The organism is Aliidiomarina taiwanensis (assembly GCF_003987015.1).
GTDB classification, from domain to species: Bacteria; Pseudomonadota; Gammaproteobacteria; order Enterobacterales; family Alteromonadaceae; genus Aliidiomarina; species Aliidiomarina taiwanensis.
Genome location: NZ_PIPQ01000010.1, coordinates 38,407 through 50,510, shown reverse-complemented (window position 1 = coordinate 50,510; position 12,104 = coordinate 38,407). Strand labels below are relative to the sequence as shown.

The window sequence follows — 12,104 nt, the reverse complement described above, 5'->3', positions numbered from 1 at the left end:
CGTTTTGCTTCAAAATCGCCATGATTTGGCTGTCTGTAAATTTTGATGTTTTCATGCAGAATCTCCTGCGTTTTAGTTTACGAGAAAATTCTACTTTTGACCCCGTTTATTTTTCGGGGGGATTACACTTCCCCGAGCAGAACCAAGATACCGATGAGGTAAGGTGTTGCTTCAATAGAAAGGTCAAGCTGGCCACGATATTCAATCGAGGCCTATCGGGACTTTAATGGCAAGAAAAAGAGGCCCTATCCGAGGAATTATTGGGAGGCACCTCACCTTTCATCACAAAATTTTCTATGAGTAAATCAAAACACAAAGCAGAATCATCGTCCTGTAAGTTTTGCTCAAATGTGTCAGGCTTAAAAACTCTTATCGAATCATGTAACGCGAATGATATAACGACATTTACAATTGCTCGTGCTTGAGACTGTATTAACTTAAATTCATTCTCTTTGTCGTGATGTGCCGAAATCACTTGAAGTGTATCTACATCCTGATTTGGTTGGGAGATTGTATGAATGCCTGGTCCAAGGTATGTACATAACACTGAAAAATATTGAAGCTGGGAGCAGTCGTATGTACCAGGCGAATTTAAAATTTCATCGAAAAAAGAATCAAATTCAGGCGTCATTGTATTGTCAACTATAATGTAGAGAAACTCCGACTGTGATGACTCCATTGCAATGGTCATTGGATTTCCACCAGACTCCCCTGCTATAAGGTCAACTGAAAAATTTGAAGGAATAGAGAGAGCCATCTCACCAACACTAATATACAGGTCTCCATCGCTAGGATCAGGCGTTGACAAATTAGACCCTTCGAGCTCTAAAGAGAACAGAAACATAATAGCCAAAAAGCTCAATTTAATGTTAATTGCTTTCATTCTGTATTTCCCAAATAGTGCGCATTACTTCTATATTATTATAAGTCTTGTATGCCCGGTATAAGCTTGGCCTTAATAATCTGCTTAGTGCTATGTCGGTAAACGGATCCGCGTATAGAGCCTCCAAAGTAGACATTGTAGCTTCTCTTGCATATGGTAATTGTTGTCGCAAAAACCTTCGGCTCATCGTTGCTTTGATTATATTAACATTCATGTTCCTGTAATTTCCCTGCTGCATTCCCGATATTCCTAAACTTTTCCCAAGTAAATAAACTTGGTCGACATTTAACGACTCTAGTAACTCATGAAAGCTATTAGCTGACTCTGCAACCGATTGCATTGATTCGATATTTTTTAATAATCTTGAGATGGAGTCTAAATCTCTCTCACTGACATCCTCAAGGTTCGAAGAGGAGTATTGATTAAACAGAGCTTGCAAAGCTCCTGTTGTGGCTCCATTAGCAAATTTTCCACCGGTAATAACAGATATCGTCCCTCCAACTATCGCTGACTGAATAGTTCCTGCAACGTCACCGAAGTCCATCGCTGAGTTCATGTTAGCCCCTAAGGTTTTCGTAACCCCCGCAGTAACAAAGCCTCTGGAGAACTTCCCGCCTTGAATAACTGCTCCAATTCCCCCAACGACGGCATGTGATCCGATTTGGGCTGCAACTTGACCGCCAGTTAGTGTGTTTCCGCCAAAGTCAATAAAATCTGCTTTCAATGCATCCCCAGACTTTAAAGCAAGTTGGTTTTCTATTGACGCAGCCTTAAACTTCTGACCAATCCCAAAGAACGCCGCGGCTTGAATTCCTCCAGCGAAAGCACCTCTGAGATTACCAGTACTTACGCCTCCAGCTAAAAACCCCTTTATCATAGCTTGACCTGCGGTGCTCCCGCCGGGCAAAAACATCAAAGCCATACCAACAACTGGCGCCCAATCACCGAGCATTTTATTTATTTTGTTAAAAAAGTAGCCACTTGGATCTGTATAGCTCAAAGGGTTATTTAAAACATAGCTATACCGATTATAGTTCTGCGTATTTGCACCTGATTGAATAAACGGATCTGCCTGCATAAAGCGTCCTAGAACCGGATTATAAGTTCTTCCCCCCATATGTATTAAATCCATGTCATCTACCACCGTATGCCCGGTATACCCGCGCATATCCCCTAGATTGAGACCATAGACAAACGAAGTATGACTCCACAACGTGGATTGCTTGCCCCAGGGATCGTAATTAATTTGTTGTTTTAAAACATTCCCACTTACAGCCTCACCAGTAATCGTGACAGTTGATTCCTGTCCATCTTTGTGGAGGTGACGTGTTTTTGAAATTGTTCCTGAACTACGATCGGTATGAGTTACAACTGAACCTCCAACGAGAAAACGATGCTCAATATCACCATTTTCTTTTTGAAAACGTTCATAACCACCAAACATCCATCTCGTTTCCGTACCACTCGATCTGATGTTCCTTTGATAAACCAACTCTCGCTTTGGACCGTACTTGAATAACGTTCTAAGGTTTGATGAGACCCTGACCTCAGTAGGCTTATCTAATACCCCGTAAGTGAAGCTCTGAACTCCATCGTGGATAACATTTCCATTCGCATCATATTGAAAAGCATATGAACCAGCTGAATTAAGTCTGTAGGTAGTAGAATTATAGCTATACGATAACCCAGATGTCCCTACATCACCTTTATAGGTCAAATTGCCGTATGCATCATAGTTATAAGTATGCGTGATACTACTCGTACTTGATGTGGAGTACGTCGTGACTGTTCGCATTAATTCGATTTCTCCGCCGGGAGGTGGGAAGCCTCCGCCACCGCCTCCACCACCGGAGCCGCCATCATCTCCACCAGAGGTATCATCCATATCTTGATCATATCGAATCAACCGGTGCAATTCGTCATACAAAAAGGACTCTGTAGTGTTTGTACCGGTGCCACTTTTAAACTCTTGTGTTCTAACTAGTAAATTACCAACAAAGTCATACCCATAATCGATACTTCGAATCAGTCCTGAATGGTTCACGGTCATATTAGTTAGCCAACCCGTTGAAGAGCTGTAGGTATATAGGGATTCAGCACCGTTTTGATAGGCTACACGCACTCCTTGCCCTCTAGCATTTACATTCGTAACCTGCTCAATCATGGTTCCTGTCGAGTAATCTCGGTAACCTTTAAAATAGCCATTCGAATAGACGCGTTCGACAACTAACCTAGAGAGACCTGAGTTATTTGGATAACGCGTCAACAAAGGTCGTAAATATGCGTCAAAAGTAAAGTCGAATGTTGCTGACTGACCATTATTGAGTACAACCTTTCTCGAGATGAGGCCTTTACTGTTGTACGTATAACGTTCTCTATATGTAGGCGTTGCAGTCGTACTGCACCCTCGATTCCCTGAATAATGAGCAACTTCTGTGAGTCTTCCTCGAGCATTGGCAACACTACTGGTACTGCTTTCGTACTCATGACATACCGTTTCTCCAGCTCCACCATTCAACTCGGAGTATCTTCGAATCTCTCTTCCAATAGAATCATATTCGATAGCGACAGTCGTCAATCTGGCATCTGTCTGCGAAATAAGCTCCCCAAAAGCATTGTATTGGTATTGCCATGTCCCCTTATCGCGATCAAACATCTGAATACGGCGACCATTACTATCAAATGTATTTGCGACTCTTAAAAGCTTGGAGCTACCGACTTGAGAAATAACTTTTAGGACCCTTCCTGAGGTGTGATACAAGTAATGAAGACTAGTGCCAAGGTCATCTGTGACCTTAATAGGGCGCCCACTATAGTCTCTTAAAGTGGTTGTCGAGCTACCTAAAGCATCGGTCTCTATCGTTGATAATCCAGACAGAACGGCTACCGTATAACTACTGTTAGGAGCCCGTGTCTGATATACTTGGCCATGTCTATCATAATCATACCTAGTATATGAGCCACCAGATGAAGATGTAGAAGGCTCATATGTAATTCGAGGACGACCGCTTGTATCGTAAGTCTTTCTGATATTACTGATACTGCCATTTAAAAGTTGTGTTTCGGTCCTTATCTCTCGACCCATTGCATCGAAATACTTCCAACTTGAAGGTCTACCATCGCCTGAAATTGAAAGCTTATACCGTGCATTCGATACGCCACAACTTCCACAAACTGTCCATGTTTGATTCTCTTGTATTACTTCTGCGCCCCCGAAAGATACAGAAGAGCGATACTCTCTACCAAAAACATCAAAATATTTGTGACTTTGCTCTCCGTTTGCCCCTGTAGTGGTTACCTTCGTAATATGCCCGTTTGAAATATTGTAGGCCAAGGAACTAATGAGTCCCTCTGCATTTTGCCTAGCTACAACTCGGTCATATAAGCTGTCATAAGTGTTGATTGTGGTTCTTGTCTCCGAAGACCCGCCTGTCACACCAACCCGACTCTCATGCGTCACATTACCTGCAGCATCGTAACTATAGGTCGTTGTCAAATAATCACTTGTGTCGAAATAAGTTGTTTCTGACTGCAGTAAACCACTTCCATAGTATGTGAATGTCGCTTTTTGAATATCGTTTGTAAATACCCCATTTATAACACAGTCATCTCGTAGAGTATTCATGCCGCATTTCGGTACTCAAACGGCGTCATATCATTGAGTGAATCGTGCGGTCGTTCGTTGTTGTATAGCTCAATCCAGTCTTCGGTTATTTGCTTCACTTCGTTCAGGTTGTTGAAGATGTAGCAATCGAGTACATCGTCACGATAAGTTCGGTTAAACCGTTCAATGTAAGCGTTCTGGTATGGACAGCCGGGCTTGATGTAATCAATCATAATGTCATGTGCTTTTGCCCAGTTCACGAATACTTTTGAAGTGAATTCGCTGCCATTATCAACCCGAATTTTTTCAGGGTAGCCGTGCCAGTCAGCAAGTTGGTCAAGATAGCGTATGACGCGCAATGACGGCATGCTGGTCGCAATATCAATACCTAATACTTCGCGGTTAAAATCATCAATCACGTTAAATGTGCGGAACCTCACTTTGTTGTGCAGGCTGTCGCTCATAAAGTCCATCGACCAGGACTTACCCAGTGCATTTGGAGCAGCTAGCGGCTCTGGGTTGCGATTGGGTAGTCGCTTTTTACCTTTGCGTCGCAGGTTCAGTTTTAGCTCAGTATAAACGCGATAAACACGCTTGTGATTCCAGCGGTGGCCTAGCTTACGAAGGCGTTTGAAGCACTTTGGGAAGCCCCACCGATGATGCCTTTCGACTAAAGCATTCAAAACATCAATGATTTCATCATCATCGGTCAGCTTCGGCTCGTAATAGTAGGCGGTTCGGCTGATGCCAACCACATCACAGCACTTTACAACGCTTGCCTTATACTGCACCTGCAACTCGCGTGCCCAGATTTTTCGTTCTGCCACAGGTGCTAGAGCTTTTTTATAATGTCTTCTTGCATCTGTGACTTGAGGCTCAGCTCTGCATACATCTGCTTAAGCCGGCGGTTTTCTTCTTCAAGCTCTTTTAAACGGCGCACATCCGACGCTTCCATACCGCCGTACTTTTCGCGCCATTTATAAAACGTTGAATTACCGATACCGTACTTACGGCAGATATCTTTCACCGGCATACCGGCTTCAGCTTCTTTTAAAATCGCCACAATCTGGCTTTCTGTCATGCGTTTGCTCATCGTAAAACTCCTTTGTTTTAGTTTAAAAGAAATTCTACGAGTGAGCTGTATTATTTTACGGGGTAGTTACAGGCCATTACATCCTTCGCGGACACACCTGCGTAGCGAACTCCTGCTAGGTGTGCCATGTCGCGCTGCCAGGTGGCTAAGTCGTTCATATTAAAGTGGTTCAAGTCAGCGTGTCCGCACGCGCGCGCCATAACTTGCATCAGCTCATTAGAAGCCTGTAAGAAATTATTCAGCTGCTTGGCCGACTTATCTACATTTAAGCGCTGGCGTAAGTCTGCGTTTTGCGTCGCAATTCCCGCTGGGCAATTGTTGGTATTGCATATACGTGCGGCAACACAGCCTATTGCTTGCATGGCACTATTGGCAAGGGCTATGCCGTCAGCGCCTAAGGCTAAGGCTTTTACAAAGTCTATAGGCGTGCGCAGGCCCCCCGTTATGATCAAGGTCACTTTACCACTGGCCCCTTGCTTGTCTAAGTAGCGCCTTGCTCGCGCTAAAGCGGGAATGGTCGGCACACTTATGTGGTCGCGGAACATTTCTGGTGCGGCTCCTGTGCCGCCGCCACGTCCGTCTAAAATAATATAGTCGGCGCTGGCATCCAAGGCGAACTGTATGTCTTCTTCTATATGGTTTGCGCTGAGTTTAAAGCCTATAGGAATACCACCGGTAACTTCCCGTACTCGATTTGCAAAGGCTTTAAAGTCTTCGGCTGTATGCAGGTCGGTAAAAGCAGGCGGCGATACGGCAGGCTCTCCTTCCGGTATGCCTCGCACCTGTGATATTTTGCCCACATTCTTAATGCCTGGTAGGTGGCCACCTGTGCCTGTTTTGGCCCCTTGGCCCCCTTTAAAGTGAAACGCTTGCACCTTTTTCAGCTTTTCTTCATCGTAACCAAACTTGGCGCTGGCTAGTTCATAGAAATAGCGTGAATTAGCTTCTTGCTCTTCCGGCAACATACCCCCTTCACCGGAACAAATACCTGTTCCCGCAAGCTCTGCGCCTTTGGCTAAGGCTATTTTTGCCTCTTCAGACAATGCACCAAAACTCATGTCGGACACAAACAAGGGCATAGACAGTTTAAGCGGCTTTTTGGCGTGAGGCCCAATCACCAGTTCGGCATTGACGGGTGTATCTTCCGGCAGGGGCTGCGTTGCCATTTGCGCTGTCATTATTTGAATGTCGTCCCAACGCGGTAACTGGTAACCAGGCACACCCATAGCCACCATGGGCCCGTGGCCGCCTAGTTTGCTTAAACCTTCGCGGGCTAATTGGTGGATAAAGGCAACGGTTGGCTCTTCTTTAGTAGCTTCTGCAGTAGGCGCTTTCTTGTCATCCTCTTTTGGTCCGGGTCCTTCTTGTCCTACCTGATCATGGTCAAAGACTTTATGGCTACCGTCACAATAGGGTAAGTTGCCAGAGTGTTTACATTGGCATAAATAGGCGTCTCCACTTTGCTCAGCTGTAAACTGCTTTGGCTTGAAGTCTGTCCCCACATGGGAGCCGTCACAAAAAGGCTGCTTGCTGGAGCGCCCACACATACAGAAGTAATATTCTTTACCCTGCTCTAACTGCACTTTTGCGGGACGATTGTCTGCAATCACGGGTTTCATGCTGGTGCTCCTAGGTTACCCACGTTGAGGAATCTTTGTTAGGTAACAACCAAGATAGCAAACCAACGGCAGTTCGCAACCTGCCTATACTTGCCAACGGGCAATGATATATTGGGACTTTTTACGGCGTGGCACTTGCTTGGCCGGCACGGCATAAGTCGAAACTTTAATGCCTTTTTTACGCATTTTGTTACGGTTTCCGGTACGCAGTGGATGCCATTTCGGCAATGGCTCACCCCGGTGCACTACTCGGTATGCACAAGTTTCGGGGAGCCAGTTATCGCACAACGCCTCCCATTCTTTCTTGTTCAGTTCGCCAAGGGAATACCGCTCCCAAAACAACTCACGCACGAACTTGCGCCCTCCTGCTCAAATCAAAAAAGAACGCTATTAAAGGACATTCCGTGCAATTAGTCTAATTTCGACGCTTTAGGCCGCATTTTTGGCTCTTTTTGTTGCTAGTGTGTTTCAAACGCTTGCTGAATATCTTGTTCTGCGCACTTTGCCATGATGCATAGCATAAGAAGTATGCGTGCTTTTTGGGGAGGTAAGTCATCGGCGGTTATTGAAGCCAAGCTTTCCGCTTCAGGAAGGGCGGCAATAAGTTGCTGTCCGTTATAGTGGCCTGTTCGGTAGTGCCTTAACTCGGTTCGTTGAGGGTGATGGGCAGAAAGTGTTCCGCCCATCGCTAAATACAGAACCTTGGGGAGCTTTGGTGTGGTGTTCATATACCCTATCGTTACCTACTATCAGTCGGTAGGGCTTTTATTTATGAATTGGCGTTGTTTTCCATTTTTTTTACGGCTTCATTGGTTTTATGCCAAAAGAACCAGCCAAAGAAAACAAACATACCCAATAAAATTCCAAGCCCTGTGAATGTAAAAAAGAAAATGGGGTTCGAAATATATGCTTTTAATAAACTCATGCTTCAGCTCCTTTGCATTTTTATACTGTCAGTATAGCCTGCGTAAATAATAAGGCTATGACCCAGATCAAGAAAGCAGCTGCTGTATAGAGGTATTAAAACAACATGGTCAACGCTGATAAGAGCAGTAAACAGTATACCAGCACCCTAAACTGACGCTCTGACACCCGCTGATGCAGTTTGTGGCCTCCCCAAAAGGAAAGCGCCAGCACGGGCACATAGCAGGCTATATAAGGCAGCACGGGCTGTACCTTGCCTTGCCAGAACATGACACTGACATACACCACATTTAAACCAAACCACACACTTACCAGGGTTGCGCGGAACTGTGCTTTTGGAACTTGCTCGCTGTTTAATGCGTACACCAATAGAGGGCCGCCTGAAGCAAACAGCCCATGGGTTATACCCGCACAAAATGTCCAAATAGGCTGCCACCAATTCGGCTTTGGTTTTGGCTCTAAGCGGTTGTATAACTTGTACAGCTCGCGGCTGGCAAACCAAATTAACAAACAAGCAAATGCCACTTTCAGCGCCTCTGCACTTAAGCGTTCAAGCAGCACAATACCGACGACCATACCGGCGCCAATAAAAGGAAAAATTCGTTGGAATAAAAGTTTAGTGTTTATGTGGCGGTGGAATTTAATAATAAGGGTGGTCGACATGATCACGCTAAGAGGCACTAACACAGGCAGTAGTTCTGGAATAGAAAACAGCATACTGCCTAGTGCCACCGCAATAACAATGCTACCAAAACCGGTAATGGCTTCGCTGGTAAAAGCCAACCAAATAAATACGCCTAGCAGCACCCATTCAACTGCCATATAAAACGATCCTTTCAAAAAGCATTCTGTGTCGCACAAGCATAACGCAAGACCCATGCCTGAGACATATAAAAGAAGTGTTATTTGTAGAGAGGAAATGCCGAAGCAGAAACCAAAAAGCACACGTCCCTGTGTGCACTCGGTATTGAATTCTAGGTGTTATGTTGACCTTCCAGCCCAAACCCTAAGACTTGGTAAGCAGTCCCTACTTACTCGCAAATACAACATAACAACCCAGAATAATATGCATGTTATCATACGGAAAAGTCCTGTCAAGGGTATGCGGTATAAATTATGTTGCATTAATGTTTAATTGCTTAGAAAGTCTCTTAATAAATCTTCTTTTGAAGATATAGAAATAATGCCGTCTAAGTGACCCCATGGGCCCTGTATTTCATCATATATCACAGACTTGCCTTGATCCGTCAATATGTTATAAATGCGCTTCGCTAAGTAGGGTTGTAATAACACGTCGTTGGTTGCAGGTAACAATAAGGTTTTCGCTTTTATATTGGCCAAGCCTTCTTCTAAGCTATTGCCATGGCCTGCGACAAACAACTGATTCGCTCGCACCAAGTAAAGAATATGGTTTGCATCTGCATAGGTTGCCCGCGCAGTTGCCATAGCTCGTAGTTGTTCTACGGCAGCAAAGTTTTCATTTATGTTTTGTAAGGGCGCTTTTTCTGTTGCCGAGCTGGCTGCATGCAGCTGATTGAAAATAACAGGGTGCTGCGCCTGCAGGGTAATCGACATCAATGCCTGAATGACCCCTTCTGTTGGTGCCTCGCCGCCATAGTAGTCCCCTTGGTTCCAGTGAGGGTCCGCTAGAATGGGGTTGGCCCATTGTTGGAGTGTGGCTATGGTCCAAGGGTCACTTTCCCCCATGCCTATAACAGAAATTAGGCGCTCCACCTTGTCGGGGTAAGCAACCGACCATTCCAGGGCCTGTAACGACCCCATGGAGGCCCCAACAACTGCATGTAAACGTTCTATCCCTAGGCTTTCTAGTAACAGCTTCTGCACATTCACAAAGTCACGAATGGTCACTACCGGGAAGTCGAGGCCGTAGGGCTTACCTGTGGCTGGGTTAATACTGGCGGGCCCTGTAGTAATCACATTTGGGTTATGTGGCTCTTGGTTCACTAAGGTGTCGGAACTAATCACATAGTATTTATTGGTGTCAATGGCCTTGCCCGGACCAATAATCGCGTCCCAATACCCTGGCATAGGGTCCGTCTCTGCATACTTGCCTGCAGCATGGCTATTCCCCGAAAAAAAGTGAGTAATTAAAATGACGTTGTCTTTTGCTTCATTTAATTCGCCATACGCTTCCCAACCAACTTGCACTTCAGGAATAACCTCGCCACCCAAGGTAGTAAAGTTTTCCGTGGTAAAGCTTTGCTTAGTAACCCACTGCGAACTGGTCGCTTGTGGCGAACAGCCCAGCATAAAAATAAGCGCAATGCTCGTTAGCCATAACCCAATCCGTTTCATGTGTGTGCTCCCCTTATTCGCTTTTTAATAAGTAATGCATGTATTCGTCGCGTAGCGCCCGCTTTAACACTTTACCTGTGCCCGTGCGCGGAAATTCCTGCACCAGTACCATGGCGTCTGGCATCCACCACTTGGCGATACGCCCTGTGAGGTGTTCTACCATCATGTCTGCAGTTAAGGTATGGCCCTTTTCTGGCACCACCAGCAGCAACGGCCGTTCGTCCCACTTCGGGTGTTTTACTCCTATCACGCAGCATTCGTTTACCCCAGGGTGCTGGCTGACTATGCTTTCTATTTCTAGGGAGCTTATCCACTCCCCACCACTTTTAATAACGTCTTTAGTGCGATCCACCACTTTCATGTGACCTTCACGATCAATCACGGCGATATCACCCGTGGCAAGCCAACCGTTCGGAAACTTGCCTGTACTTGGGTCTTTAAAGTAACGTTCAATAACCCACGGCCCACGAACACGCAGCTCGCCCGATGTCACTCCGTCGTGTGGGAGCGCTTGGTCGTTCTCGTCGAAAATTTCCATGTCGATCCCAAAGCAGGCTTTACCCGCTGTGGTTTGAATGCCGTAACGGTCATTTTTGTCCATGGCCAAAATGGCTTTGGTAGGCGGTAAGGAAGTCACTAATGGGCCGGTTTCTGTCATCCCCCAAATAGGCTGCCAGTAAATGTCGTATTCTTCGTCAAAAGCCTTTACCAAACCCAAGGGGGAAGCAGCACCGCCTACACAGACCCGCTTCAGTGGTGTGCTTCGAATGCCTTGCTCTTGAAAGTAGTTATGCAAGGTCAGCCAAATGGTGGGGACACCAAGCGCAACGTCCACCTGCTCTTCACGAATAAGGTGCCACATACTTTCACCGTCCATGCCGTGCCCTGGTAACACCAACTTACTACCAGCAAGAGGCGCAGCATAAGGTGCTCCCCAGGCGCCCACGTGATACATAGCGACCATAGGCAAAAGCACGGTTTCTTCACGTAGATCCAGCAAGTCTGCCGATGCAGAAGCTTGCGCATGCAACACCATGGAACGATGGGAATACAACACGCCTTTAGGGTTTCCTGTAGTGCCTGAGGTGTAACACAATATTGCGGCCTGATGTTCGTCTAGGTTTGGCCAGTCGTAGTTTTCCGGCTGGCTAGCTAATAAGGCTTCGTAACAATGAACATTAGGCAGGCTGGTTTCAGGCATTTCATGGGCTTCACATAACACCACAAAGCCCTTCACGGTGTTCAGCTGAGGTGCAATGGCTTCAATCTGTTTAACAAACCCAATATCAACAAATACATAGGTGTCTTCTGCATGGTTTATAACATATTCAATTTGCTCGGAAAAAAGCCGCGGGTTTACCGTGTGAAGTACAGCACCCATGCCCGCTATGCCGTAATAAAGCTCGATATGGCGGTGCGTATTCCAAGCCATCGAGGCAACAAAGTCGCCCGGTTTAACGCCCAGAGCTTGCAGTGCGTGGGCTAATTGCGCTGTACGTGTCCACGTGGTGGCGTAAGTAGAGCGGTGAATGCTGTTGTCGTGCAGGCGCGACACCACTTCTTGGTTCGGGTAGCGCTGATGTGCATACTTCAGCATATCGATAATGAGTAACGGTGTTTCCATGGCATTACCGCGGCTAGACACATGCCCCATAATAGTTGTAC

Annotated in this window: 11 protein-coding genes; 1 reads left to right on the top strand and 10 read right to left on the bottom strand. The window is 45.9% G+C overall.

The genetic code is table 11. The features are described from left to right. A partial coding sequence (locus CWE15_RS11980) for a hypothetical protein (RefSeq protein ID WP_206750091.1) occupies positions 1 to 227 on the top strand: 227 nt, incomplete at its 5' end. Here the strand turns inward: CWE15_RS11980 and CWE15_RS11005 are convergent. The 10 genes from CWE15_RS11005 to CWE15_RS10965 form a co-directional block, all read right to left on the bottom strand. Beyond that, the gene (locus tag CWE15_RS11005; RefSeq protein ID WP_126758144.1) at positions 224 to 883 is read right to left on the bottom strand and encodes a hypothetical protein; all 660 of its coding nucleotides are present in this window, start codon (positions 881 to 883) and stop codon (positions 224 to 226) included. The genes CWE15_RS11980 and CWE15_RS11005 overlap by 4 nt on opposite strands. After that, on the bottom strand, positions 870 to 4,508 hold the full coding sequence (locus CWE15_RS11000; RefSeq protein ID WP_126758143.1) for an RHS repeat-associated core domain-containing protein: 3,639 nt from the start codon (positions 4,506 to 4,508) through the stop codon (positions 870 to 872). Before CWE15_RS11000 ends, CWE15_RS11005 begins: the two co-directional genes overlap by 14 nt. Further along, a protein-coding gene (locus CWE15_RS10995; protein ID WP_420807758.1) for an IS3 family transposase occupies positions 4,505 to 5,580 on the bottom strand; the annotation gives its coding sequence in 2 pieces (ribosomal slippage) (positions 4,505 to 5,331 and positions 5,331 to 5,580; 1,077 coding nt in all). Before CWE15_RS10995 ends, CWE15_RS11000 begins: the two co-directional genes overlap by 4 nt. 50 nt (positions 5,581 to 5,630) lie before the next feature. Next, on the bottom strand, positions 5,631 to 7,199 hold the full coding sequence (locus CWE15_RS10990; protein ID WP_126758142.1) for a glutamate synthase-related protein: 1,569 nt from the start codon (positions 7,197 to 7,199) through the stop codon (positions 5,631 to 5,633). Between the two features lie 84 nt (positions 7,200 to 7,283). Continuing rightward, positions 7,284 to 7,550, bottom strand: coding sequence for a CxxCxxCC domain-containing protein (locus CWE15_RS10985; RefSeq protein ID WP_126758141.1), 267 nt, complete (start codon positions 7,548 to 7,550; stop codon positions 7,284 to 7,286). Between the two features lie 107 nt (positions 7,551 to 7,657). Further along, positions 7,658 to 7,927 (bottom strand): hypothetical protein, encoded by a 270-nt coding sequence (locus tag CWE15_RS10980; RefSeq protein ID WP_126758140.1) that lies wholly within the window; start codon positions 7,925 to 7,927, stop codon positions 7,658 to 7,660. A gap of 41 nt (positions 7,928 to 7,968) precedes the next feature. Further along, a complete protein-coding gene (locus CWE15_RS11955) occupies positions 7,969 to 8,124 on the bottom strand; it encodes a hypothetical protein (RefSeq protein WP_157980758.1) in 156 nt (51 codons plus the stop codon). Positions 8,125 to 8,219: 95 nt separating this feature from the next. Then, the gene (locus CWE15_RS10975; protein WP_157980757.1) at positions 8,220 to 8,945 is read right to left on the bottom strand and encodes a sulfite exporter TauE/SafE family protein; all 726 of its coding nucleotides are present in this window, start codon (positions 8,943 to 8,945) and stop codon (positions 8,220 to 8,222) included. A 309-nt stretch (positions 8,946 to 9,254) separates the two neighbouring features. Next, positions 9,255 to 10,439: an E22 family MetX-like putative esterase gene (locus tag CWE15_RS10970; protein ID WP_126758138.1), complete on the bottom strand. Its 1,185-nt coding sequence runs from the start codon at positions 10,437 to 10,439 to the stop codon at positions 9,255 to 9,257. A gap of 13 nt (positions 10,440 to 10,452) precedes the next feature. Next, positions 10,453 to 12,093: a long-chain fatty acid--CoA ligase gene (locus tag CWE15_RS10965; protein ID WP_126758137.1), complete on the bottom strand. Its 1,641-nt coding sequence runs from the start codon at positions 12,091 to 12,093 to the stop codon at positions 10,453 to 10,455. Positions 12,094 to 12,104 lie beyond the last annotated feature (11 nt).

What these genes read in the sequence shown, in the direction of transcription:
- CWE15_RS10975 (WP_157980757.1), bottom strand. Translation starts at nt 8,945, where the DNA reads ATGGCAGTTGAATGGGTGCTGCTAGGCGTATTTATTTGGTTGGCTTTT.
- CWE15_RS11000 (WP_126758143.1), bottom strand. Translation starts at nt 4,508, where the DNA reads ATGAATACTCTACGAGATGACTGTGTTATAAATGGGGTATTTACAAAC.
- CWE15_RS11955 (WP_157980758.1), bottom strand. Translation starts at nt 8,124, where the DNA reads ATGAGTTTATTAAAAGCATATATTTCGAACCCCATTTTCTTTTTTACA.
- CWE15_RS10965 (WP_126758137.1), bottom strand. Translation starts at nt 12,093, where the DNA reads ATGGGGCATGTGTCTAGCCGCGGTAATGCCATGGAAACACCGTTACTC.
- CWE15_RS10970 (WP_126758138.1), bottom strand. Translation starts at nt 10,439, where the DNA reads ATGAAACGGATTGGGTTATGGCTAACGAGCATTGCGCTTATTTTTATG.
- CWE15_RS10990 (WP_126758142.1), bottom strand. Translation starts at nt 7,199, where the DNA reads ATGAAACCCGTGATTGCAGACAATCGTCCCGCAAAAGTGCAGTTAGAG.
- CWE15_RS11005 (WP_126758144.1), bottom strand. Translation starts at nt 883, where the DNA reads ATGAAAGCAATTAACATTAAATTGAGCTTTTTGGCTATTATGTTTCTG.
- CWE15_RS10980 (WP_126758140.1), bottom strand. Translation starts at nt 7,927, where the DNA reads ATGAACACCACACCAAAGCTCCCCAAGGTTCTGTATTTAGCGATGGGC.